This is a genomic window from Paenarthrobacter sp. C1 (genome assembly GCF_049315185.1).
In the GTDB taxonomy this organism is placed as follows: Bacteria; Actinomycetota; Actinomycetes; order Actinomycetales; family Micrococcaceae; genus Arthrobacter; species Arthrobacter nicotinovorans.
Map to the genome: position 1 here is coordinate 3,509,367 of NZ_CP186052.1, position 23,415 is coordinate 3,532,781.

The following is a 23,415-nucleotide window of genomic DNA, read 5'->3' on the forward strand; positions in this document are numbered from 1 at the left end:
TTAGGGGAGGTTGCTTCCGCGCGCCGTTGTCCACAGGCCATACCACTGCGCCCGGGTCATATCCTTGGCCACTGCGGCCGCGTCGGCGCACGCTGTGATCCGGGCGGGATTGGTCGTTCCAACCACCGGCGAGATGCGGGCCGGGTGTTTCATCAGCCAGGCAAGCAGCACCGATTCAGGGGTTGTGCCATGCACGCCGGCCAGTTCTTCGAGCATCGTCGCTGTTGCCGACTCAGCCAGGGACAGGTCACCGGACTTCGCACCTGTATAACGCCCCTGGGCCAGGGAACCGTAGGCCTGCAGCTCGATCCCGTGGGACATGCAGTACTCCAAGGTTCCGTGCGGGAAGCTGTAGCCCGCATCCCCGGGATGATTGACCAGCACGGTGCTCTCCAGCCAGTCGCTGCGAAGCAGGCTCATTTCAAGCTGGTTGGCCACGATGGGAGTCTCCAGCGCGTCCTGCAGGAAAGCGATCTGAGCGCCGGACATGTTGGACACACCCAATTGCCGCACCTTGCCTTCGGCCATTAACTGCCCGACGGCGTCAGCTACCTCGCGCGCGTCCATCAAAGGATCCGGCCGGTGAAGGAGCAGGACGTCCACGTAGTCCGTTTGAAGGCGTTTCAGGCTTTCGTTGACCCGTTCGAGAATTGCTTCACGGCTCAGGTCGTAGTGCGTTTGCAGGCCCCGCTCCCCCAGCCTGATTCCACACTTGGTTTGGAGCGTGATCTTTTCGCGCAGACCCTGCGAACGGGCGAGGACTTCGCCGAACACGGCCTCGGACTTTCCGTTGCGGTAAATGTCCGCATGGTCGAAAAGGCTTATCCCGATGCCCTGTGCAGCGTCCATCACGGCGGCGGCCTGGTCAATCTCGGCAGCACCGTAGGACGTGCCGTCCCAAGGACCGCCGAGCCCCATGCAGCCATAGATGAGGCGTCCCCGCCCGTTCGCATTGGTCAATGTGGCTCCTTTAGGCCTTGGCAACGATCCAGGCCGTGGTGTCGGACGGCAGCTTTCCGTTGTCCAACGGACCGCTTGCGACGACAAGCTCACCTTCCGGCAGGTCAACGGGCTCCCCGCCGAAGTTCGTGACCGTGTGCCATCCGCCGGGCCGGCTGAAGTGCAGCACCTCGGCGTTGCCGGTCTCCACCCACTCGAGTTCTTCATCCGTTTGCAGTTCACTGCGCAGACGTAGTGCCCGCCGGTACAGTTCCAGGGTGGAACCCTCGACGCCTTCCTGCTTTGCTACGGCGTAGTCCGCGAACCATTCGGGCTGGGGCAGGTGCGCCTGGCCGGTACCGAAGCCGAAGGAGGAGCCCTCCGCAGTCCACGGCAACGGGACACGGCAACCATCGCGGCCGATCTCCACGCCCGGGTTCCTGAAGAACGAGGGGTCCTGGCGTTCGGAGTCGGGGATTTCCGTTACTTCGCGAAGACCCAGTTCCTCCCCCTGGTACAGGTAAGCGGAGCCCGGAAGCGCAAGCAGCAGGAGCGTCGCCGCGCGGGCGCGACGCAAGCCGAGTTCGACGTCGAGCTCCTCGGCCGGCGCGCCGGCCAGCAGCCAGCCTTTTCCGTCCTGGCCTTTGGGCTCTCCGCCCGTGATGTCCTGCGCCGCGTTGGTTCCCTGCGCCACGGAACCACCCTTGGGCAGGCCGTAGCGTGTGGCGTGCCGGACGACGTCGTGGTTGGAGAAGACCCACGTGGATGAAGCTCCGGACTCCTTGGCGGCCACCAGATTGTCCGTGATGATCTTCTTGAACGACGCGGCATCAAAGTCGGACTGCAGCAGGTCGAAGTTGAATGCCTGGCCGAGACCTTCCGGGCTGGCGTAACGGGCACGGCGGGACTCGTGGACCCAGGCCTCGGCCACAGCGGTGCGCGGCGGGTTGTACTCGTTGAAAAGCTTGCGCCACTCGGCGTACACCTCGTGGACTTCGTCGCGGTCCCAGAACGGGTGGGAACCGTCAATGAAGCCGTCGGTGCCGTGGGCCTTTGCCTCAAGGTCCGCCTTCATGGGCAGCGGCTCGGAAAGGTCTTTGGCCATGCCGTGGGCTACGTCGATGCGGAAACCATCCACGCCGCGGTCCGACCAGAAGCGCAGGGTCTTCAGGAAGTCCTCCCGGATCTCCGGGTTCTCCCAGTTGAAGTCCGGCTGCTCCTTGGCGAAGATGTGCAGGTACCACTGCCCCGGGGTGCCGTCGGGTTCGGTGATCCGTTCCCAGATGGGTCCGCCAAACACCGAGTCCCAGTCCGACGGCGGCAACTCGCCGTTCTCGCCCTTGCCGTCACGGAAGATGTAGCGTTCGCGAGCCGCTGAGCCCTTGGGCGATGCCAGGGCTTCCTTGAACCATTCGTGACGGTCGGAGGAGTGGTTGGGAACGATGTCCACCACGATCTTGATGCCGGCTGCGTGCAGGGCAGCTGCCATCTCGTCGAAGTCCTCGAGCGTCCCGAGCTTCGGGTCCACGTTGCGGTAGTCGTCGACGTCGTATCCGCCGTCGGCGAGCGCTGACGGATAGAACGGGCTCAGCCAGACGGCGTCGATCCCCAGTTCCTTCAGGTAGGGAACCTTGGCCGTGATGCCCTTGATGTCGCCCAGACCGTCTCCGTTCGCGTCATAAAAGCTACGCGGGTAGATCTGGTAGACAGCCGCCTGGCGCCACCAGTTGGGATCGGACATGCGGTCTGCGTCGGTTCGGTGTGCCTGAGTGGCGGAGGTGCTCACGAAACTCCTTTGATTTAGAATCTAAATTTAGCTCCGGGACCAGTATGAAACGCCGGTCGCGGAAGGTCAATATTTGGCCTAGCCCTTGACGGCGCCTTGGGTGACACCGGCCATGACCCACCTCTGCGTGAAAAGGTAGGCAATGATTGCCGGTGCCATCGCCATCAGGTACGAGGCAAAAGACACGTGGTAGTTGTTGCTGAATTGGGTCTGGAACAGGTTTTGCCGGACCGGAAGCGTCTGCAGCGCCGGATCCGAAATGATCAGCGACGGCATCATGAAGTCATTCCACGCATAGAGGAAGGCAAAGATCCCTACTGTGGCGCTCATGGGTGCCAGGAGCGGGAAGATCAGCTTCCAAAAGGTCTGCCACGTGGTGGCTCCGTCAATCCTGGCGCTCTCTTCAAGTTCCATGGGGATTGAACGCAGAAACGCCGTGAAGAGCAGCACGCTGAAGCTCAGCTGGAACATGGTAGCCAAGAGGATGACGCCGAAAGGGTTGTCCAGTCCGAGGCGGCCCGTGAGTTGGATCTGCGGGAGGGCAACCACCGGGAACGGAATGAACATGGCACCCAGCAGGTAGAAGAACGAGTACCTGAAGAACCGGCGTTCCCAGTTGCGCACGATTGCATATGAGGCAAAGGCAGCCAGGACGATGGTAGCCACGACGGTCCCCGCCGTGACCAGCAACGACATCGCAGCGCCCACCGGGAAATTCGTCAAGGTCCATGCCTGGACAAAGCCGTCAATGCTGAACGGTGCGGGAAGGGAAAATGCGTTGCCGTCCACTGCCTGCCCCTGGGTCTTGAAGGCCATTGAGATCGTCACATACAGGGGCAGCAGGACAGTCACCGCACACAGCACAAGGATGGTGGTTGCCGGCCAGTTGACGCGCTCCGGGGACGGAGCAGCTTTCTTCCGCCGGTCGGTCCGGGTACCGGTCCCGCGTTGGGTGTCATCAATGGTGAGGGTGGCTTGAGTGGTCATCAGAGTGCGTTCCGTCCGCGAGTCAGCGAAAGCTGAAGGAGAGAGATCAGGATGGCGACCACGAAGAAGATCGTGGCGTTGGCCATTTGGTAGGCGTAGTCCCCGCCATTGAAGCCCGCAATCACTGTCATGGCGATGCTTCTGGTGGAGGTTCCCGGGCCACCGTTCGTCAGCCCCACAATGATGTCGAAGGCGTTCAGGAAGCCCTTGAAACCGAGGATGACGTTGATTACCACATAGCCGGCAACGAGTGGAAGCGTGATCCTTGTCAGCTGCTGGAACTTTCCGGCACCATCGATCTCGGCGGCCTCGTAGACATCCCCCGGCACGGCCACCAGCCCCGCGATGTAGATCAGCAATGCTCCCGGAACGGCCTGCCAGGCAGTCACCAGCACCACCGCGACCCAAGCGAGGTCCGGGTTGGCCAGCAGGCTGTTTTCCAACCACGGGATTCCAGCCGCAGCGCCGGCCGCGGGCAGGGAATTCGAGAACAGGAAGTTGAAGACGTAAGCGATGATGATGCCGGAGACCACCATCGGAATAACGAAGACCGTCCGCAGCGCTGTCTTCATCCGGATGCGCGCGGTCAGTCCCACAGCCAGCAGGAAGGCAACCAGGTTGACGGCGATTACCGTGACGATCGAAAAACCGAACGTGAACAGGTAGCTCTGCAGGATGGCAGGATCACTGAAGATCGCGATGTAGTTGGTGAGGCCGACGAAGTCCCAGTCCCCGAATCCGATGGAGTCGGTGAAGCTGAAGAAGATGCCGACAATGCCGGGAACCGTGATGGCCAGGGTGAACAGGACCAGGCTCGGCACCAGGAACAAGTAGAAGATGGGTTCCACCCGGCGCTTGCTACGCAGTGCGGGGCCGGTCTTTTGCCGGCGGGCTTGCCCTTGGCCGGACGTGGTGGATGTGGATGACGTGGTCATGCTGGACATGTGACTCCCTGGAATCTGCACTACTGGCGGAACGCCAGCCGCGCCCAATCTGCGTCGAGTGTGCGGAGGGTGGATGCAGGGGATGCGCCGAAGACGATTGCCTGCGTGTAGTTCATGATGGGGATGGTGCGCGGAACCAGCACCGATGGGCCTTGGTACACGCGGGACTGCTCGTAGTACTCCACCATTCCCGCAACCCGGGGGTCGGTGGCCTTGGCGGAATCCTTGGTGGGCGCAAAGCCCAGCTGCGATGCGTTGTAGGAGTCGATTACTTCAGGACGGTAGAGGTACTCCAGGAAGCCGCGCGCGGCTTCCTTGTGCTGTGACGCTTCCGGGATCCAGGCCGCAAGGTCGACGTTGACGCGGACGCGCAGATCCTGGGGGTCCTCGGTCATCGGCAAGGGGAACGTACCCAGGTCCATGCCGGGGGCCGTCTTGGCAATTTCACTGAACGCCCAGGGCCCCTGCAGGTACATGGCCGCCTTGCCTTGGGAGAACGCGAGGTTGCCGTCCCCGTACGCCCGGCTCGCGGCATCCTTGTTGACGTAGTTCTGCGCCAGCGTCAGCATCTTCCCCACGGGCTGGTCAAAATCCTTTTGGAAGGACGCCGATGAATCCGGCCCCACCCGGGTGCCTTCGGCGTCGAGCTTCTTGAAGAAGTCAAGGGTGTCCACTTGGCCGCCCACCGAGTAGTCGAACCATCCTTGCGCAATCGTCCAGTCGTCCTTCCACGTGGCGTAGAAGGGGGTGACACCCGCCGCCTTCAGGGCATCACAAGCTGCGATCAGTTCGCTCCAGGTCCTGGGCACGGCGATGTTGTGCGCTGCGAAGATCTCCTTGTTGTAGATCACCGAGGACGCCATGACCGAGTACGGCAATGCACTGGTGCGGCCGGGATAGGAACCGTACTGGTCCATAAGCGGCTGGAGGTCCCCACGGATACGGCCGGCAGCTTCAGTGCCGGACAAGTCACTGAGTGCTCCCCTTTGCACGAAGCGGGAAGTCTCCATGTTGTAGTTCGCCAAGGCCACGTCCGGCGGGTTGCCCCTGACGAAGCTGGCCGAAACGACGTCAACGCCAGAGGTGTCCAGTACTACCTCGGTTTTGTCCTGGGAGGCGTTGTAGTCTGCGACGAGCTTGGTCATGAAGCCGATGGCCTCCCGCTTGCTGAAGGTGAAGCGGATGGTCTCCTTGCCTGGTGCCCCGGTACAGCCCGAGAGGAGACCGGCCAGGAGGGCCAACCCCAAAACCATCGCCGCCAGGCGTTTCCTGCGCGTTGCTTTCACAGACTCCGTAGTCCTTTCGTCGCGGGAACTCCGGATGGCTTCCATGCCATGGCGGAGTGGCCGGCCGCGGCCTCGTCCCCAACTTTTGATAGGTGATAAATTTATAACCCATCGATAATGTTGGGTGATGGGCGCCACAGCGTCAAGTGATGGACGAAATGTGTTGTCATCTAAATTTATGCACTAAATTTAGATGCACCGTCCCGTCACTCCGATGGGCGGCTTCCTCATCCATCGGGAGTCGGAATGCTGACCGGAACTGCTCCGTCCACCCAACTCGTCCGCCGGGTCAATGCCGGCGCGATGCTCAAGGCCATGCGCGGCGCCGGAGTGGTGACAGGCACGGAACTGATGGCGTCCACCGGGCTCTCCCGCGCCACGGTCATCTCCATCTGCGACGAACTGGTCAGGCTCGGGTGGCTCCAGGAACTGGAGAACCAGCGGGGAGCCGGGGAATACGTCAAAGGCAGGCCGGCCCGACGCTTCGTTTTCGACGACAGCGCGGCCACCGTGATCGGAATCGACATCGGCGCCAACAAGATCACCGCGATCGTGGCTGACATGGCCGGCACTCCACTCTCCCAAGTCACCATGTCCTTCCGGACGGACACCGTGGGCGCCGATGAGCGTGCCGATGTCCTGGACAAGATCGCAGCAGACGCGTTGGAGAAGGCGGGCGCGACAGCGGACTCCGTACTGGCCGTTTCCGTCGGAGTTGCTGCCCCGGTCAGCCGTGACGGGGAAGTCCTGACCGCCCAGGAATTCTGGAAGTCCTTCGATGTCCGCGGGATCATCTCCGAGCGGCATGGATGGAAAGTACTTCTGGAAAACGATGCCAACCTGGCCGCGTTGGCCGAGCGATGGCAGGGCACAGCCCAAGGCGTGGACAACCTGGTGGTCATGCTGGCCGGCGACCGGCTGGGTTCCGGCATCCTGGAGTCCGGCCGCTTGCTGCACGGCCAGCGTGGCGGATTCGGGGAGCTCGGGTTCCTCGAAAACGTGGACGGCGTGGGCGACACCTACGGAATAGCCCACTACGCAGTGCTCTGGGGACAGGAGGCCCTCGAATCGCCGGGGGACAACTCGGTACTGGGCGAACTCTGCGGCCACGATCCCGCCGCACTGACCGCTGAAATGGTCTTCAAGGCGGCAGCCGACGGCGATCATGCCGCTTTGAAGGCCCTGGAGCGCGTGGCAGGGCGCATGGCCCGGGTGATCGGTTCCATCGCCACGTTGGTCAACCCTGAGCTGGTGGTCATTGCAGGCGGCGTGGCACCCTCGGCCCAAGCTTTGCTTCCTGGCATTGCGAAGCAGCTGCCGGACTTCACCTTTACTCCCCCGCGGCTGGCTGCCTCGGTCCTGGGCGACGGGATCGTGTCGCTTGGCGCGATCCGCCACGCTCTGGACTATGTAGAGGAACACGCCCTGGACCTTTACCCGGCGTCCTTACCGAAGCACCCGGCGTCCTTACCGAAACACCCGGCGTCGACACATAAAGCGCCGAAAAACAGAGTGGCCGGTTAGTCCGGCATCGACATGGTGCGCAGGTCCAGCTGACGCAGGACTCTGTCCGCGACCTCGGGGTCGGTCCCCAATTCGTTGCGGGCTGCCACCACTTCCTGGCGTGCCGCATCGAGGGCAATGGTCTGCACGGCGATGGACAGTTCGCGTCCCCGCTTGCGCTTTTCGGCCGCCGATTCATTCCGCAAGGTGCCGTCCAGCAGTTCGGCGTGGAGACGCCGCATCTTCTCCTTGATCAAGGCAACCTTCTCCGGCGGAAGTTCCTTCATGAGATCGTGCTCCTTGAGGGCGGCAACTGCGGCAGACTGGGCCCGCTTGGCCAGCTCCTTGGCTGCGTCCTTTTCATGGGAGCCGTCTTCCGTGGCGTCCAGAACCCGCATCAGCCATGGGAGGGTTAGCCCGGGAAGAACCAGGGTGGCCAGAAGCACGGCGCAGGAAATGACCAGAATCTCGTGCCGGGCGGGGAAATCGCTGCCGTCAGGCAACGTCAGCGGCAGTGCCAACGCAAGCGCCAACGTGGCAAGCCCGCGCATTCCGCACCAGGTCAGGATCAGCACCTCCTTGGGTGAGGTGGGCTGCAGGAGGTTGCGCCGCCGTCGGGCCGTCAGGGCAAGCAGCCCAAGCCATAGGTACCGCACCACGAAAACAAGAACGCAGATGACAACCGCCATCCCGATCATCCCGAAGATGGCTGTTCCTTCGTCCCGGATGACCTGGCGGATTTCCAGCCCCACCAGGCCGAAGGCAAGGCCCGTGGCGAGCAGCTCCACCACGTCCCAGAACGCCGTCCTGGTGACGCGCTCAGCGGCATCCTGCGGACGCGCATGGCGCTGCAGTTCCAAAGCGGTGACGACGACGGCCACCACACCTGAGGCGTGGAGCTCTTCGGCGAGGATGTACGCCGCAAAAGGAACCACCAAGGTCACGGCGCTGCGGGCCACCATGGAAGTCACCAGCTTGGTGATGAACCGGGTCAGCAAGCCCATGGCAATGCCGATCACCACAGCCAGTGCCGCGCCCAGCACGAACTGGGGGATCACCTCCGGGCCCACTTCCTTGCCTGACATCGTGGCGGCCACGGCGGCCTGGAAGATCACGATGGCCGCGGCATCGTTGAAGAGGCCTTCGCTTTGCAGGACCGTCACGAGCCGGCGCGGCATATGCACCCGCCCGGCCACGGACTCCACCGCCACGGGATCGGGGGGCGCCACCATGGCACCCAAGGCGATCGCAGCAGGGATTCCAATGCCCGGAATCATGAGCCAGGCAGCACCGGCCACCGCAGCAGTGGAGACCACCACCAGGGCAACGGCCAGCAGCAGCAGTGTCCGCCAGCGCACCCGGAACACCGCCCACGAACTCTTCTGCGCCGTGGCGAACAGCAACGGAGGAAGGAAGATCGGCAGGATCAATTCCGGCGAAATCTCAAACTCGGGGAAGCCCGGAATGAAGGTGAGCGCGACCGCAAGGAGCAGCATCAGGACCGGATAAGGAAGCCGGAGCCGGTCCCCCAGGCCAACAGCAACCACCGTTGCAAGCAGCAATCCGACTATGAGCGCCAGCTGATCCATGTTCCTGCTTCCCCGGATGGTGTAAGGCCCTTCCCCGGGCAACACCGGAAAAGTTCCCTACCAACATATCCCGAGGCACAGGCCTTCCCCCGACCGCAGCCCACCCGTGAGGGGAACCGGTCCGGGTGTCAGTCCTTGGTGAGGGCGTCCACCACGTCCTCGGTCCCGTCCCTGAACGGGATGGTACGTCCAACGGTCCCGGGCAGTTCCAGGACGGCCGCAGCGACGAGCGCAACATTGGCCCGGGAGGTCCCGGTGCCCTCGGCCGGGTTTTCCGGGTTCAGCTCGATCAGGCCGGTGGCGGGGTCGTCCGTCAGGGTGCCAGGGCCCAAAACAGTCCAGTCCAGCTCGGTGCCGCGCAGGTAGTCATCGGCCGCGGCCTTGGACTCCGCGTAGGCGAAGAAGGGGTTCTCCGGAGGGACCCCGTGATCCTTGGAAGCACCGAGGTAGGAAACCATGACATACCTTTGGACGTCCGCTTCTGCCGCGGCGACCATGGAACGGATGGCAGCGTCCCGGTCCACGGCGTATGTCCTGGCAGGATTGCCTCCGCCTGCGCCTGCGGACCAGACCACGGCGTCATGGCCCCGGAGCGCTTGGGCGAGTTCCGCCGTCGTCGAATTTTCAACGTCGAGCACCTCGGCGGAGGCGCCCGTCTCCGTGACATCCGCCACGTGGTCGGGATTGCGGATGAACGACGTGACGTCGTGACCTTCACCACTAAGAATCCGGGACAGATGCAGGGCCACATTCCCGTGGCCGCCAATAATCGCGATTCGGCTCATGGACCCATTGTGTCCCATAAACGAAAAACCCCGCAGACAACATCTGCGGGGTCTTGCTCTGTAGCGGTGGGGAGGCTCGATCTCCCGACCTCACGATTATGAGTCGTGCGCTCTAACCAACTGAGCTACACCGCCACGAATGAGAAAAACCTGTGTCAAGCCGGTCAAAACCGCCTTGACACAGGCCCTCATCCAGAGCCCCCCACCGGAATCGATCCGGTGACCTCGTTCTTACCAAGAACGCGCTCTACCACTGAGCTAGGGGGGCAACGAGTAAATACTCTACCGGACGTTTTCAGAAGCTACAAATCGGCGAATCGACGGGGAAAAACGGCGTCGACACAATTTGCAAAGACGCACTTTTGCTGATCTACAAACGGAGAAAATCAGGGCAGGCGCAGCACTTGGCCCGGGTAGATCTGGTCGGGATTGGGCACCGTGTCCGCATTGCTTGCGATCAAGGCACCAAGGTCCACTCCGAACTGCGCAGCGATCCCGCTCATGGTGTCCCCCTGCTCCACCACGACTTCGGTGACACGCGGCGCCACCGGCCCTGGCTGTCCTGTCCCTGCTGCGGCCTCAGCGGCCGCCTCCTGCGCCTGTGGCTGCACTTCCGGGGCATCGGGTTCCAGTCCCTCCTGGGAGGCCTCCTCTGCGGCTGCAGCGTCCGCTGCTGCCTGCTGCTGCGCAGCTTGGGCTGCCGCGGCTTCGGCTGCGGCAGTGTCCGATGCTGAAACCTCGACGGCGGCGGCGTCCTCCGCGGCCTGGGTCACGGCAGTCTGGTCCTCCTGGGGCGCGGCAGCGACGCTGTCCACAGGAACGCTGTCCGTGTGTTGCCTGTCGTCGTGCTCTGTGTCCCTATGTCCTGGGGCCGGCTGGCCTCGGTCCGCGTGTTCCTTGTCCCCGAAGCCAAGGTTCTTCTTCAAGTTATCCAGCAATCCCATGGAGCACTCCCCTGTTCTGCGCGGTTCGGTCTGTGCCTCGATCGTACGGCCGGTGTCAGCCGGGCGGAACCCGGTCCTGCCCGATATGCCGCTGCACAACGCGAAAGGTCGGGCGAACAAGACCGGTACTGGCCCGTTAAATGCCTCAGGGGGCCGGCTCGAAAGCCGGCCCCCTGAAGGGAACTACCTAATGTTTACTACCGGGCTGGTGTTTACCACTTGCCCTTGCGGTTGAAGTCGCGGTTGCTGCCTTCGCCACCCGTGCGGGGCTTGCGGGCACCGTCACCGTGACCACCGAAGCGTGAGCCGCTGGCCTGGCCGCGGTCGCGGTCGCCGTAGCTGCCTGCCGTGCGCTCGGTGCGGTCGCTGTAGGAACGGCCGCCACGGTCAGCGGAGGAACGCTCGCCGTCGGACTTGCGGAATTCCTTCTTGAATCCGCCGTTGCCCTTGAAGTTGCCGCCTCCGCGGTTTTCACGGTCGCCGTAGCCGCCGCGTCCGCCACCGGAGTAGCCGCCACGCTCGCTGTTGGGCCTGCGGCCGTTGTCCAGCTCAAGGTGGATCAGCTCGCCACCGATGCGGGTGCGGGACAGTGCGCGCAACTGCTCGGGGCTCAGGTCTGCCGGGAGCTCCACCAGGGAGTGGTCCGAGCGGATGTCGATGCCACCGATCTGTGCGGAGGAAATGCCGCCTTCGTTGGCAATGGCACCCACGATGGAGCCCGGCATGACGCGCTGGCGGCGTCCGACGGCGATCCGGTAGGTTGCGTTGCCCTCGGTGAGCGCACGGGTCGGGCCACGGGAACCGAAGCCATCCTTGGAGCGCTCGCGCTTCTGGTACTCCGGAGCTGCGGGCAGTTCCTTGACCAGCAAGGGCTGTCCACCCTGCGCCATGACGGCCAGGGCGGCTGCGATCTCCGAAGCCGGAACGTTGTGCTCTTCCTCGTAGGAGGCGATGAGGTCGCGGAACGCAGCAACATCCTCGGACGCGAGCGTCTCGGTGATGCGCTCTGCGAACTTGCCCAGGCGAAGCGTGTTCACGGTCTCCGCGGTCGGCAGGTGCATCTGCTCCACCGGCTGGCGGGTGGCCTTTTCGATGGAACGCAGCAAGTACTTCTCACGCGGCGTCATGAAGAGGATCGCGTCACCGGAACGGCCTGCACGGCCGGTGCGGCCGATGCGGTGCACGTAGGACTCGGTGTCGTGGGGGATGTCGTAGTTGATGACGTGGCTGATGCGCTCAACGTCAAGGCCACGGGCCGCGACGTCGGTAGCCACCAGGATGTCGATACGGCCTTCCTTGAGCGCGTCAACAGTGCGTTCGCGCTGCTGCTGCGGGATGTCGCCGTTGATGGCGGCAGCCTGGAAGCCACGGGACTTCAGCTTGTCGGCGAGGTCCTCGGTAGCCATCTTGGTGCGCACGAAGGCGATGACGCCGTCGAAGTCTTCAACCTCAAGGATGCGGGTCAGGGCGTCCAGCTTGTGCGGGCCCATGACCTGGAGGTAACGCTGCTTGGTGTTGGCACCCGTGGTGGTCTTCGACTTCACGGAGATTTCGGCAGGGTTGTTCAGGTACTGCTTGGACATGCGGCGGATCTGGCCCGGCATGGTGGCAGAGAACAGGGCAACCTGGCGGCTCTCCGGGGTCTGCTGGAAGATCTGCTCCACGTCATCGGCGAAGCCCATGCGCAGCATTTCGTCAGCTTCGTCAAGAACGAGGTACTGAAGCTCGGAGAGGTCCAGCGAACCCTTGGCGATGTGGTCGATCACGCGGCCGGGGGTACCGACAACAACCTGGGCACCGCGGCGCAGGCCGGCGAGCTGGGGGCCGTAAGCCGAGCCACCGTACACCGGGAGGACCGTGAAGTCATCAATGTGCTTGGCGTAGGAAGTGAACGCCTCGGCAACCTGCAGGGCCAGTTCACGCGTAGGAGCCAGGACCAGGGCCTGGGTCTTGCGGGACGGGCCGTTGAGGTCGTGGAGTTCGGCCAGACGGGAAAGGGCAGGAACAGCGAAAGCTGCGGTCTTGCCGGTACCGGTCTGGGCGAGACCGACGACGTCGCGGCCTTCAAGCAGCAGGGGGATGGTGGCTGCCTGGATGGGGGACGGCTTTTCGTAGCCGACATCCTGCAGGGCGGCCAGAACGCGGCCATCGATACCAAGATCGACGAACTTAACGCCTTCTTCTTCCTCTTCTTCTGCCTTGGGGGCAGGAGCCTCGGTCTCTTCTGCCTTGGGGGCAGGAGCTTCGGTGAAGGCGGGGGCTGCAGACTCAGCTGCGGCAGTCTCGACGGGGGCAGCGGCAGCAGCCGGTGCTTCAGCTTCGGCGGGTGCGGTGACCTCTGCTGTTTCAGCGGAGTCGGTGTTCCGTGCGTCGAAGTTTTCGTTGAGATTTTCGGTCATAGGGGGAAATTCCTCATCCATAGGGCAGTCGGCGCGGCCCGGTTGGGCTTGGCCGCATTACTCGTCGCAAAAGCAGGCAAGGTGCCCTGCTTTCGCAAGAAGTCCGGCGCTATCGCAATCCCATGGCAGGACTTCCCGCTGCATCTCTTGGCTGCTATCCCAGCAGTCTGTACAGCGTTTTCTTTAGCCGGCTCTCCCTATGAAAATGCCCGCACACATTTGCGGGCCCCAACACTTACCAGTCCTGCCTCAAGAATTGGGCAGGATAAAGGGATTTCCGGAGTGGGGGATATTTCAAGTGTAGGGCACAGGGTGGCCCCACCGCGACTTAAGACCCCGCGATGGCCGGGTGAGCTTGTTCACACCCGACCTCCGGAGCTGCTAGAGTCCGCTCCTCCGCAGCACTTTTTCGAACTCGGGGCGGTAATCCTCCTGCAAACGGATCTCCCCGTCCGCCTCCGCATCAAGCAGGGTCTGGACCAGTTCCGGAGTCGGATCGCTGAACCACTGGCCAACGGTGATGCCGTGCTTTGGAATGAACGTGCGGTGGACATGGTCCCCCGCTGAGATGCTTCCCGTCTTGACCACCCGCAGGTAGGTGCCCACCCGCCCGGCCTCGGAAAAGCGCTTGACCCACGTTGGTTCCCCCAAAACGCGTTGGAAGGTGGCGCAGGGTGTGCGGGGAGAGGTCACTTCAAGTTCCACATCCAGTCCGACCTTCCACCTTTCGCCGATCACAGCACCCGTGGTCTCAATGCCGGATACACGCAGGTTCTCGCCAAAGATTCCCGAGGGAAGGTCCCGCTGCAACTCGCCGGACCAGTAATCGGCGTCCTCCTGCGAATAGGCATAAATGGCCTGGTCTTCCCCACCGTGATGCAGACGGCTGGCCTGCACGTCCCCATGGATACCCAGCTTGTGAACCTTGACCGGTCCCTCGATGGGACGTTTGTCGATGGCGGTGACGCCCACGCTTCCCAGGGGATCGGGAAGCAGTTGATGGACGCGGCAAACGGCAAGGACGGAAGCGGTGTTCATGGGCACCAGTCTACGGATGGGCGGGCAGGGGTTTAAGGATCAAAACGGTAGCCCATCCCCGCTTCCGTATGCAGGTGGCGGGGTTCAGCGGGGTCCCGTTCCAGCTTGCGCCTCAGCTGGGCGATGTAGACGCGCAGATACTGGGTTTCCTTGGCATACGCCTGCCCCCAGACCTGGGTGAGGATCTGCTGCTGGCTGACCAGCTTGCCCTTGTTCCGGACCAGCAGCTCGAGGATGTTCCACTCAGTGGGGGTCAGCCGGACTTCGGCCCCGTCCTTCACTATCCGCTTGCCGGCCAGGTCCACCACGAAATCGGCGGTGGCCAACGTTGGCTCTTCGGCCCCGGTGACCACACGACGCGACGCCACCCGGAGCCGGGCAAGAAGCTCATCCAAACCGAAGGGCTTGGTCACGTAGTCGTCCGCACCGGCGTCGAGCGCCTCCACTTTGTCCTCCGAAGCGTGCCGGGCCGACAAAACGATAATGGGCATGCTGCTCCAGCCGCGGATGCGGCGGATGATCTCCACGCCATCGATGTCCGGCAAGCCAAGGTCCAGCACCACGATGTTGACCGGATGCTTCGCGGCCGCACTTAGCGCGTCGGCTCCGTTGCCCACTGTCAGGGCCTGGTATCCGTGGGCTTGGAGGGTGACCTGCATGGCCCGGGCAATGCGGGCCTCGTCCTCAACGATCAACACCAGCGTCACAGCGGATCACCTGCCCACAGCGGCAAGGTGACAACCATGGTCAAGCCGCCACCCGGCGTCGGCTCCGCCGCGAGCCTGCCGCCCATGGCCTCGCTGAAGCCCTTCGCCACGGCAAGCCCCAAACCGATTCCGCCGCCGGTCCCTGTTCCTCCCACGGGCGCGCCCGTAGACGAATCTCCAAAGCGCTGGAACGGCTGGAACATGGTAAGGACCTCCTCGTGGCCCACACCCTTCCCGTGGTCCGTGATCCGCAGTTCGCTGGCGGGCTGCTCCCCCAGGGTGATGCCCTCGCCGGTCCTGGCCGTCAGCACTACATCCGAGTCGGGGGCGTACTTCATGGCGTTCTCCACAATATTGGCGACAACCCGCTCCAGCATCCCTGCGTCCGCCTGGACGGGCGGCAGGTTGGGTGGCAGTTCGTTGCGCAGCCGCTCGTGCGGCACGCCCCGCAACGCGTCCGGCAGCACATCCGACCACAAAATCCCGCTCAACAATGGATTTACTGCGTCGGCAGTAATGCGGGACATGTCCAGGAGGTTGTCCACCAGGTGGTCCAGGCGGTCCGCATAATCCTCGATGGTCTCCAACAGCTCCCGCTCGACTTCCCGGGGAAACGTCACATCCTCCTGCCGGAGACTGCTGACAGCGAGCTTGATTCCGGCCAAGGGAGTCCTCAAATCGTGGGACACCGCCCGGAGGATTGACGTCCTCATCTTGTTGCCCTCGGACAGCCGGATGTTGTCCCTCCTGCTCTTCACCAACTGCTGCCGCTCCCGCACCGCCACCACGAACGCGCCGAACGCCACCAGCATCCGCTGATGCTGCGGAGACAAGGGCCCTCCGCGCAGCAGCAACGTGTAATGCGGATCGACGACGGCGGCGTGGTCGGCAGCGGCATGCGTCACCGGCGGATTGGGGCCGGCGCTGGCGAGGACCCGCCATTCGGCAGGGGCGCCTCGGGCGGCGGTGGCCGTCGAGCCGAGGAGCGTCACGGCATCCATGCCGAGATTGCCGCGTACTTTCTCCAGGAAGGTCTCCAGGCTCCCATCCGAGCTCAGTATCCGGAGGGCAAGTTCACTCAGTGCCGTGGCCTCCGCCCCTGACCTTGCCGCTTCCTGCGCCCGGCGGCTGGCCAGGCCCACGGCCAAGGCCACTCCGCAGGCTACGGCCAGGAAGACCACCAAGGTGAACAACGTGGTGGGATCCGCAATGGACAACGAACCAACAGGGTCTGCGGAGAAGTAGTTAAGGAGGAAGCTGCCCAGGACCGCTGCCACTACGGCCGGCCAGAGACCCCCAATGGCCGCTACCGCCACAGCCACAGCCAGTTGGAGAAGCATGATCATGGCGAAGTTGCGGAAATTAAGGACAGTAACCGCCAGTTCCACCGCGGGCGGCAACAGAAGCGCCAGGACCAGTCCTGCCGTTACCCGTCCACGGCCGATACCGCGCACGGTGGGAAACCTCAGCAGCGCGCCGTCATCGCCGTTGCCCTGAGCCTCCGTTCCCGCCATGGCTACATCCTTACACGGTTCCAAAGGTGGGTACTTCTCCCCACTTTCCGCCGGGGTGAGTGCCTGCGGCGTTCGCAAGGACTAGGCTTGCTCTGAGCATTCCGGTCCCGGCGTGGCGCCGGGCACACCACGGTCTATCCAGGGGGATACACATGGACCCGAAAGACAGCCCTGACGCGGCCGGCAACAAAGGCAGCGGCGGGGACAACAACGATGCCTTCAACGCGGCCAACAACCCTCCCAAGCCGCCGCCATGGCAGGTACCGAAGCCGGAACTCCATCCTGAGCTCTTCACCCCTGTCGAAGACGGTCCGGAAGAGGGCGGAAAGCCGGCAAAGAACAAGCCGGCGAGGAACAAGAAGGTACCAGCCGGGGCAACAGCTGCCAGCGGCGCAGCAGGCCAACCCCAGCCGGGGCAACCCCTCCCCGTCGTGGACCCGTTCGAACGCGAACGAGAACGTGATGCCGCCGCCGCAGCCAAGAAGAAGAAGCGTTCCCAGCGCCGCACCGTCGTGGTGGGCTTGGGCGTGACGGCCCTGCTGGCTGGAACCATCACCGCCATCGTCGCCTCCAACGAGCAGGAAGCTGACTACGCCCAGGTCTGTTTCAACGAAGAAACCGGCGAGCGCGTCGACGATGACCAGTGCAACAACAGCAGCTCCGCAGGCCGGAGCTCCGGGGTTTATGCCTGGTACTTCTACTCGCGCGGTGCCAGTGTGCCCGCCGTCGGCCAGAACCGCAGCTCCTACCCGACCGCCACCAAGACGGTGCCCCAGGGAGCCAAGTCCTCCACGGGATACAGCACCAAGGGCGGCACGGTCAGTCGTGGTGGCTTCGGCAGCAGTTCCAAAAGCGGCGGAAGCTCGGGAGGCTAGGCGTGCGTCGACTGCACTCCGCGCCCAGGCCGGACTGGAAGCAAAAGATCGAAGAACAGGGCCTGGTTTTCTCCACCACCACCATGCCCGATGGCCGCAAGATCGAGTACTGGAACGAATCGGCCTACTACGAGTTCACCATGGACGAGGTGGAAACCCTCGAGAAGACCGCCGAGGACATGCACCTCATGTGCCTGGAGGCAGCGAAGTACCTTGCCAGCGGCGCCATGGGCGACATCGGCATCGGGCGCCAGGCGCTGGAGCTTGCCGCCGAGTCGCTCCAAGCCGGGGACATGGACATCTACGGCCGCTTCGACTTCATTTATGACGGCAAAGGCGGCCCGGCGAAGATGCTGGAGTACAACGCCGACACCCCCACCGGACTGATCGAAGCGTCGGTTGCCCAGTGGTTCTGGTTGCAGGATGTCTTCCCGGAGAAGGACCAATGGAACGGCATCCACGAGGCCCTGATCCGGCAGTGGAAGAAATTGCAGTTCCGCACCGGCATGAGCACCCTGCATGTTGCCCATTCCGAAGCCGAGGAGTCCGGCGAGGACTGGATGACGGCTGCCTACATGCGCGATGTGGCCAGCCAGGGCGGCTGGACCACCATCGGCATCAACATGTCCGACATCGGCTGGGATCCCAACCTGAACCGGTTCGTGGACCTGGACAATTTCATGATCAGCACCATGTTCAAGCTGTACCCGTGGGAACTGATGATGAAGGAGCCTTTCGGGCACCGCCTTTTGCAGCGCGCCCACAACCCGCGCTGGGTGGAACCGGCATGGAAAATGCTGCTGTCCAACAAAGCCCTGCTGGCCGCCCTCTGGCACCTCTACCCGAACCATGAAAACCTCTTGCCCGCCTACCTGGGAGACCCCGGACCGCTGAAGGAATGGGTGGCCAAGCCACTTCACGGACGCGAGGGAGACAACATCCGGATCCATGCACCCGGCATCGACATCTCCCAGCCCGGCGGATATGGCAGGGAAGGCTGGTGCTACCAGCAATACCATCCGCTCCCCGACTACGACGGAAACCACCCGGTCCTGGGCCTGTGGGTGGTGGACGGCGAGTCTGTAGGGTGCGGAATCCGCGAGTCGGACGGGCCCATCACGGACTACTTCTGCCGCTTTGTTCCCAACACCATCGACTCCCCCGCGCCTGTCGCGCCCCCTGCTACTTCCTATGGAGCTGCACTATGAGCACTGAAACCTCGACGCCGGGTGGCGGCACGGCGGGCGGCGACCGTACCGCCGTCGTACCTTCCAAAGGCCTCCACGCAGGGATCCTGGACCTGGGTGACTCCGTCATGCTGGGGCTGGCGTCCACCGCGCCTGTGTACTCGCTGGCGGCCACGCTGGGCCTCATTGTTGCTGTCAACGGGAACTACACACCGTTGATCCTGGTCCTCGGCTTCATCCCCGTCCTGTTCATTGCCTATGCCTTCCGTGAACTCAACAGCGCCATGCCGGACTGTGGAACAACGTTCTTCTGGGCCCGCAAAGCGTTTGGTCCGTGGGCCGGCTGGCTGGGAGGTTGGGGCGTGGCCCTGGCCGGGATCGTGGTGCTGGCAAATCTTGCCCAGATCGCCGGGAAGTACCTCTGGCTGCTGGTAGGGGATGGTTCATTGGCGGAGAACAAGTGGCTGGTGACCGCGACCGGAGTGCTGTTCATCGTGTTCATGACCTACGTGAACCACCGCGGCATCAGGCTGGGCGAACACGTCCAGAGGACACTGACTTACATCCAGTACATCTCGCTGGGCATCTTCGCGGTCGCGATCATTTTCCGGATCGCAGGCGGCGCGCCCGAGGGGCAGGCGTTCGACTTTGAATGGTTCAACCCCGCTGGGGCGTTCGCCGATCCCGGTGCCGTGGTCCACGGCGCCTTGCTGGCGTTGTTCATTTACTGGGGTTGGGACACCTGCCTCGCCCTGAACGAAGAAACCGAGAACCCGGCCAAGACTCCCGGGCGCGGTGCCGTGATCTCTGCTTCCGTGCTGGTGGCGATCTACGTTTCCGTCGCCCTGCTGGTGATGATGTACGCGACCATTGGAACCGACGGCATCGGCCTGGGCAACGAAGCAAACCAGGACGACGTCTTCCTGGCCATGAAGGATGTCGTTCTCGGCCCCTGGGGCTGGCTGATAGTCGTCGCAGTCCTGGCGTCCGTCCTGTCCTCCACGCAGACCACCATCCTGCCGACGGCGCGCGGCACACTGTCCATGGGTGTACACGGTGCCCTCCCTGCACGCTTCGGCAAGGTCCACGAGCGCTTCATGACGCCGGGCTTCTCCACCCAGGTGATGGGCGCGGTGGCCGTGGTCTACTACGTGGCCATGAGCTTCCTGAGCGAAAACCTGCTCTCCGACTCCATCAGCGCCATCAGCCTGTTCATCGCTTTCTACTACGCACTGACCGGGTTCTCCTGCGTCTGGTACTTCCGCTCGACACTCCGGGACTCCGCCCGCAATCTCTGGTTCCGGGGCATCCTTCCACTCCTGGGCGCGCTGTCACTCACAGCGGCGTTCTTCATCTCCGCGGTCCAGATGTGGGACCCGGCGTACGGCGATACGCAGATCTTCGGGATCGGCGGAGCTTTCGTGAGCGGCGTGCTGCTCCTGGCACTCGGCGTGGTCCTGGCAATTGTGTGCCGTTTCGCTCCCTCCACCCGGGCTTACTTCACGGGTGAGCGGGCCGACGCCGGAGTGGTACGCGGCGAGTAGCGGGCAGCTCAACTGCGGGGTCGGGGCAGCTCAACTGGACTTGGGGCTGCTCAGTTGCGGACTTGGGCTGCGGCCCACTCCCGCAGCCGTGTGGGAACGTCCGGCACCTCGTCAGTGCGGATAGCGTTCCGGCGCAGCGCCCCAAGCCAGCACGCAAGGATGGCGACGGCGCATAAAACGCCGGCACTGGAGGCCATGATCCACACACCGGGCGTCTGGACGTTCAGGTCAGCGGCGCCGAGCATTGTGCCGATGGTCTTGGGCGAGAAGAAGAACACCAGGGTGGCGAGAACGAGAACAGCTGACATCACCGTCCGCTGGGCCTTCAGGCGCACCGGGGTGTCCTTGATGGTCCAGGCAAACGCGGGCAGGACCACGGCCATCCAGACCCAGTGGTGAGACCAGGAAACCGGGCTGATGAGGAGCATGGCCAGGGCTGTCGTGGAGACGGCTACGACCCGGGCACCCTGTTGGCTCGCTGCCCTGATCAGGAAGGCCGCCAGCACCAACGTGCCCAGGCTCAGGGCGAGCCAGGGCAAGGTCACGGCATCCTGGGGTACTCCGAAGTGCAGCAGCGCACCCTTGATGGAAAGGTTGTCCACGTAGCCGGCCCCGCCGATCCGGGAGGTGTCGGGCAGGATCTCCAACCAGAACTTCATGGACTCCGCCGGGCGCACGACCCAGCCGAGCAGGACGGTAAAGGCGAATCCCAGGGACATGTTCGCCAGGCCACGCCAGTCTTTGCGCATCAGGAAATACAGTCCGAACACCAGGGGTGTCAGCTTGATGCCTGCGGCGACACCCACCAGGAACCCGCTTGCCCGGGAACCCCTGCGCCTGGAGAGCACCAGCAAGTCCAGCACCATGAGGCCCATCAGCAGGATGTTGATCTGGCCAAAGGCCAACGTCTCGCGCCACGGTCCCAGGAAGAGGATCGCAAGGAAGAGGGCTGCAGCAATCCAACAGCCCTTCGTGGAGGAGAGCGCGCCCCGGAGGTCTGCCTTGGATGACCAGTAACGGACAATCGTGACCGCCACCCATCCGGCTACGGCCACACCGGCAACGTTGAAGAGGTTGAGTGCCATGTTTTGCGGCAACCGGGCCAACAACCCAAACACCAGCGCGGCAAAGGGCGGGTAGGTGAAAGGAAGCTGGGGGCCACCGGCCGTCGCCACGGTTGGCCCATAAAGGTCCGAGGGTGAGGCACCGGCCTGGTTCAGGATGCTTCCACCGAACCAGTACACGCTGAAGTCCAGGCCCTGTTTGGCCCATTCGGCGAGCATGATCCACACCGGAAACACCACCGCCGCCACGGGCAGCAGTCGCAGCAGCACCGAAGACGTCGGCGCAGTTCTTTGTGGTCGCGAGGCGGCCGCTGTGGCCCTTGGATCGACGTCAGGCAGTGCCATACAAAATCCCCCAAAATAGCAAAGTCGCAATGGGGGAAGTGCGTCGCCCCCGCACCCATCCTACTGAAGGGCCTCCAGGCATCCGCTGAAGCGGGTGGAGCTCCGGCAGCTGCGGGCGCCTACGATGCTGGAATGAGAGATTCAACGACGAACACCTCCGACATCCTCGCCCTGGACTCCTTGCTTTCGGATGAAGAGCTGGCCCTTCGCGATAAAGTCCGCGATTACACCAGCCAGCGCATCCGCCCGAACATCTCACGCTGGTACGAAGACGCGGTCTTTCCCCGGGAGATCGCTCCTGAACTGGGCGAGCTCGGCGTCCTGGGCATGCACCTGGACGGTTACGGCTGTCCCGGCCGGACCGCCGTCGAATATGGCTTGGCAGCCATGGAGCTGGAAGCCGGCGATTCCGGCATCCGGACCTTCGTCTCGGTGCAGGGTTCACTCGCCATGACCGCCATCCACAAGTGGGGCTCGGAGGAGCAGAAGGAGCAATGGCTCCCCCGGATGGCTGCGGGCGAACTGATCGGCTGCTTCGCGCTGACCGAACCGACGGCAGGATCCGATCCGTCGTCCATGATCACCGAGGCCCGTGAGACATCCGAGGGCTGGATTCTCCACGGCGCCAAGCGCTGGATCGGCCTCGCCTCCATTGCCGATGTGATGGTGGTGTGGGCAAAGACTGATGACGGCATCCGCGGCTTCCTTGTTCCAGCCGGGACGGACGGTGTCACCGCCACGCCGATCGAGCCGAAGCTCTCCATGCGCGCGTCCGTTCAGTGCGATGTAACGTTCGACGCCGTTCGGCTGGGGCCGGCGGCAATCCTCCCGGGTGCCCTGGGACTGAGGGGCCCGTTCTCCTGCTTGAACGAGGCACGCTACGGAATCGCGTGGGGCGCCATGGGGGCGGCGCGTGATTCCTACGAGGCCGCACTTTCCTACGCCGCTGACCGTTTGCAGTTCGGGCGACCGTTGTCCGGCTATCAGCTCACCCAGGAGAAGCTGGTGAACATGCTGCTGGAAATCCAGAAGGGCACCATGCTGGCCCTTCACCTCGGCCGGTTGAAGGATGCCGGGCAGCTCCAGCCGCAGCAGATTTCCATGGGCAAGCTCAACAATGTCCGGGAAGCCATCAAGATCGCCCGCGAAGCCCGCACCATCCTGGGCGGCAACGGCGTCACACTGGACTACTCGCCCCTTCGGCACGCCAACAACCTGGAATCGGTAAGAACGTACGAGGGCACGGACGAGGTCCACACCCTGATCCTGGGCCAACACATCACTGGCATCGGGGCGTTCCGCGGCTAATCTGCCCACGCGGCTGCCCCAACTGGCCGACTGTCCCCTAATTGGGTTCCGGGAGGATCACGAGTTCCAGGTAGCCGCGAAGGCCCTTGGCCACGTCCACCTGGTCCGGGGCAAGGAGCCATTGGGTTTGGAGTCCGTCCCAGAGAGCCACCAGGGAGGTCGCAGCTTGGTCCGGATCCACGCCCGGGCGGAGCCTGCCAACAGCTGCGAGTTCCTCGAACCGCCGGCCGTAGCTTGCGCGCAACCGCTCGTAGCGCTCGGTGAAGTAGTCCCGGCCAGGGTGCTCATCCGTGACCGATTCGGCGCAGAGGACCGTGTAAAGCTCAATCACTCCGGGAATGTCCTCGTTGTAGAGGGCCGTCCGGATGACGGAATCGGCCAAGCCCTCTTCCATGTCGTCGGGAAAAGCGCCACTGGTGATCTCGTCCCGACGTTCCAGGACGGACATCAGGAGGTCGCGCTTGGACGGGAAATAGTGCAGCAAGCTTGTCTGGCTCATCCCTGCACGGTCCGCGACATCCTGCAGCGATCCCCCGCGGTAGCCACGTGCAGCGAACACCGCATGCGCAGCGTCCAGAATCGTCTGGCGCCGTTCCTCGGATTTCGCGTAAGGGCCGCGCTTCGCTGCGCGGGCCACGTCCTTTGTGGTCATGGCTAGCCAGTGTACGCGG

At 63.7% G+C, this 23,415-nt stretch carries 19 protein-coding genes and 2 tRNA genes; 5 read left to right on the top strand and 16 right to left on the bottom strand.

Annotated features, from left to right (window positions below):
* The 5 genes from ACNAOU_RS16435 to ACNAOU_RS16455 all read right to left on the bottom strand — a co-directional run bounded on the left by ACNAOU_RS16435 (position 1) and on the right by ACNAOU_RS16455 (position 5,909).
* Positions 1–918 (bottom strand): aldo/keto reductase, encoded by a 918-nt coding sequence (locus ACNAOU_RS16435; protein ID WP_039242560.1) that lies wholly within the window; start codon positions 916–918, stop codon positions 1–3.
* Between the two features lie 52 nt (positions 919–970).
* Positions 971–2,725, bottom strand: a complete 1,755-nt coding sequence (locus ACNAOU_RS16440; RefSeq protein WP_055971610.1) for a glycoside hydrolase family 13 protein — start codon at positions 2,723–2,725, stop codon at positions 971–973.
* A gap of 78 nt (positions 2,726–2,803) precedes the next feature.
* A complete protein-coding gene (locus ACNAOU_RS16445; protein WP_018776743.1) occupies positions 2,804–3,712 on the bottom strand; it encodes a carbohydrate ABC transporter permease in 909 nt (302 codons plus the stop codon).
* Entirely contained in the window at positions 3,712–4,656 is a 945-nt protein-coding gene (locus ACNAOU_RS16450; protein ID WP_422757238.1) for a carbohydrate ABC transporter permease, read from the bottom strand. The genes ACNAOU_RS16445 and ACNAOU_RS16450 overlap by 1 nt, the downstream gene beginning before the upstream one ends.
* Before the next feature lie 20 nt (positions 4,657–4,676).
* Positions 4,677–5,909, bottom strand: coding sequence for an ABC transporter substrate-binding protein (locus ACNAOU_RS16455; protein WP_422758689.1), 1,233 nt, complete (start codon positions 5,907–5,909; stop codon positions 4,677–4,679).
* Positions 5,910–6,188: 279 nt separating this feature from the next.
* On the opposite strand from ACNAOU_RS16455, the gene ACNAOU_RS16460 reads away from it, so the two are divergent.
* On the top strand, positions 6,189–7,466 hold the full coding sequence (locus ACNAOU_RS16460; RefSeq protein WP_422757239.1) for an ROK family protein: 1,278 nt from the start codon (positions 6,189–6,191) through the stop codon (positions 7,464–7,466).
* Here the strand turns inward: ACNAOU_RS16460 and ACNAOU_RS16465 are convergent.
* The 9 genes from ACNAOU_RS16465 to ACNAOU_RS16505 all read right to left on the bottom strand — a co-directional run bounded on the left by ACNAOU_RS16465 (position 7,463) and on the right by ACNAOU_RS16505 (position 16,421).
* Complete coding sequence (locus tag ACNAOU_RS16465) at positions 7,463–9,034, bottom strand: Na+/H+ antiporter (protein ID WP_039242464.1); 1,572 nt, start codon at positions 9,032–9,034, stop codon at positions 7,463–7,465. The two genes, ACNAOU_RS16460 and ACNAOU_RS16465, sit on opposite strands and share 4 nt — an antisense overlap.
* A gap of 128 nt (positions 9,035–9,162) precedes the next feature.
* Entirely contained in the window at positions 9,163–9,819 is a 657-nt protein-coding gene (locus tag ACNAOU_RS16470; protein WP_422757241.1) for an SDR family oxidoreductase, read from the bottom strand.
* A gap of 61 nt (positions 9,820–9,880) precedes the next feature.
* A tRNA-Met gene (locus tag ACNAOU_RS16475) sits at positions 9,881–9,954 on the bottom strand.
* Positions 9,955–10,015: 61 nt separating this feature from the next.
* Positions 10,016–10,087: transfer RNA gene (locus ACNAOU_RS16480), tRNA-Thr, on the bottom strand.
* 118 nt (positions 10,088–10,205) lie between these two features.
* Entirely contained in the window at positions 10,206–10,763 is a 558-nt protein-coding gene (locus tag ACNAOU_RS16485; RefSeq protein WP_422757242.1) for a LysM peptidoglycan-binding domain-containing protein, read from the bottom strand.
* Between the two features lie 212 nt (positions 10,764–10,975).
* Complete coding sequence (locus ACNAOU_RS16490) at positions 10,976–13,162, bottom strand: DEAD/DEAH box helicase (RefSeq protein WP_079580800.1); 2,187 nt, start codon at positions 13,160–13,162, stop codon at positions 10,976–10,978.
* 381 nt (positions 13,163–13,543) lie between these two features.
* Positions 13,544–14,200, bottom strand: coding sequence for an MOSC domain-containing protein (locus tag ACNAOU_RS16495; protein ID WP_055971594.1), 657 nt, complete (start codon positions 14,198–14,200; stop codon positions 13,544–13,546).
* Positions 14,201–14,232: 32 nt separating this feature from the next.
* Positions 14,233–14,907: a response regulator gene (locus tag ACNAOU_RS16500; protein ID WP_018776752.1), complete on the bottom strand. Its 675-nt coding sequence runs from the start codon at positions 14,905–14,907 to the stop codon at positions 14,233–14,235.
* The gene (locus tag ACNAOU_RS16505; RefSeq protein ID WP_018776753.1) at positions 14,904–16,421 is read right to left on the bottom strand and encodes a sensor histidine kinase; all 1,518 of its coding nucleotides are present in this window, start codon (positions 16,419–16,421) and stop codon (positions 14,904–14,906) included. Before ACNAOU_RS16505 ends, ACNAOU_RS16500 begins: the two co-directional genes overlap by 4 nt.
* Positions 16,422–16,573: 152 nt before the next feature.
* On the opposite strand from ACNAOU_RS16505, the gene ACNAOU_RS16510 reads away from it, so the two are divergent.
* The 3 genes from ACNAOU_RS16510 to ACNAOU_RS16520 are packed head-to-tail and all read left to right on the top strand — an operon-like array spanning position 16,574 to position 20,027.
* Positions 16,574–17,296 carry a hypothetical protein gene (locus tag ACNAOU_RS16510; protein WP_018776754.1) on the top strand — a complete coding sequence of 241 codons (723 nt, stop codon included), beginning with the start codon at positions 16,574–16,576 and terminating at the stop codon, positions 17,294–17,296.
* A 2-nt stretch (positions 17,297–17,298) separates the two neighbouring features.
* A complete protein-coding gene (locus ACNAOU_RS16515) occupies positions 17,299–18,504 on the top strand; it encodes a glutathionylspermidine synthase family protein (RefSeq protein WP_018776755.1) in 1,206 nt (401 codons plus the stop codon).
* Positions 18,501–20,027 carry an APC family permease gene (locus ACNAOU_RS16520; protein ID WP_018776756.1) on the top strand — a complete coding sequence of 509 codons (1,527 nt, stop codon included), beginning with the start codon at positions 18,501–18,503 and terminating at the stop codon, positions 20,025–20,027. Before ACNAOU_RS16515 ends, ACNAOU_RS16520 begins: the two co-directional genes overlap by 4 nt.
* 50 nt (positions 20,028–20,077) lie before the next feature.
* Here the strand turns inward: ACNAOU_RS16520 and ACNAOU_RS16525 are convergent, their stop codons facing one another.
* Entirely contained in the window at positions 20,078–21,436 is a 1,359-nt protein-coding gene (locus tag ACNAOU_RS16525) for a glycosyltransferase 87 family protein (RefSeq protein WP_422757243.1), read from the bottom strand.
* A 132-nt stretch (positions 21,437–21,568) separates the two neighbouring features.
* On the opposite strand from ACNAOU_RS16525, the gene ACNAOU_RS16530 reads away from it, so the two are divergent.
* Positions 21,569–22,744 carry an acyl-CoA dehydrogenase family protein gene (locus tag ACNAOU_RS16530; protein WP_039242469.1) on the top strand — a complete coding sequence of 392 codons (1,176 nt, stop codon included), beginning with the start codon at positions 21,569–21,571 and terminating at the stop codon, positions 22,742–22,744.
* A gap of 37 nt (positions 22,745–22,781) precedes the next feature.
* Here ACNAOU_RS16530 and ACNAOU_RS16535 read toward each other — a convergent pair whose 3' ends face one another.
* The gene (locus ACNAOU_RS16535) at positions 22,782–23,396 is read right to left on the bottom strand and encodes a TetR/AcrR family transcriptional regulator (RefSeq protein ID WP_018776759.1); all 615 of its coding nucleotides are present in this window, start codon (positions 23,394–23,396) and stop codon (positions 22,782–22,784) included.
* Between the last annotated feature and the right edge of the window lie 19 nt (positions 23,397–23,415).

Coding starts and splice junctions, on each gene's coding strand:
- ACNAOU_RS16445 (WP_018776743.1), bottom strand. CDS start 3,712: ATGACCACTCAAGCCACCCTCACCATTGATGACACCCAACGCGGGACC.
- ACNAOU_RS16470 (WP_422757241.1), bottom strand. CDS start 9,819: ATGAGCCGAATCGCGATTATTGGCGGCCACGGGAATGTGGCCCTGCAT.
- ACNAOU_RS16535 (WP_018776759.1), bottom strand. CDS start 23,396: ATGACCACAAAGGACGTGGCCCGCGCAGCGAAGCGCGGCCCTTACGCG.
- ACNAOU_RS16455 (WP_422758689.1), bottom strand. CDS start 5,909: ATGGTTTTGGGGTTGGCCCTCCTGGCCGGTCTCCTCTCGGGCTGTACC.
- ACNAOU_RS16450 (WP_422757238.1), bottom strand. CDS start 4,656: ATGTCCAGCATGACCACGTCATCCACATCCACCACGTCCGGCCAAGGG.
- ACNAOU_RS16530 (WP_039242469.1), top strand. CDS start 21,569: ATGAGAGATTCAACGACGAACACCTCCGACATCCTCGCCCTGGACTCC.
- ACNAOU_RS16520 (WP_018776756.1), top strand. CDS start 18,501: ATGAGCACTGAAACCTCGACGCCGGGTGGCGGCACGGCGGGCGGCGAC.
- ACNAOU_RS16505 (WP_018776753.1), bottom strand. CDS start 16,421: ATGGCGGGAACGGAGGCTCAGGGCAACGGCGATGACGGCGCGCTGCTG.
- ACNAOU_RS16460 (WP_422757239.1), top strand. CDS start 6,189: ATGCTGACCGGAACTGCTCCGTCCACCCAACTCGTCCGCCGGGTCAAT.
- ACNAOU_RS16435 (WP_039242560.1), bottom strand. CDS start 918: ATGGGGCTCGGCGGTCCTTGGGACGGCACGTCCTACGGTGCTGCCGAG.
- ACNAOU_RS16495 (WP_055971594.1), bottom strand. CDS start 14,200: ATGAACACCGCTTCCGTCCTTGCCGTTTGCCGCGTCCATCAACTGCTT.
- ACNAOU_RS16485 (WP_422757242.1), bottom strand. CDS start 10,763: ATGGGATTGCTGGATAACTTGAAGAAGAACCTTGGCTTCGGGGACAAG.
- ACNAOU_RS16510 (WP_018776754.1), top strand. CDS start 16,574: ATGGACCCGAAAGACAGCCCTGACGCGGCCGGCAACAAAGGCAGCGGC.
- ACNAOU_RS16490 (WP_079580800.1), bottom strand. CDS start 13,162: ATGACCGAAAATCTCAACGAAAACTTCGACGCACGGAACACCGACTCC.
- ACNAOU_RS16465 (WP_039242464.1), bottom strand. CDS start 9,034: ATGGATCAGCTGGCGCTCATAGTCGGATTGCTGCTTGCAACGGTGGTT.
- ACNAOU_RS16525 (WP_422757243.1), bottom strand. CDS start 21,436: ATGGCACTGCCTGACGTCGATCCAAGGGCCACAGCGGCCGCCTCGCGA.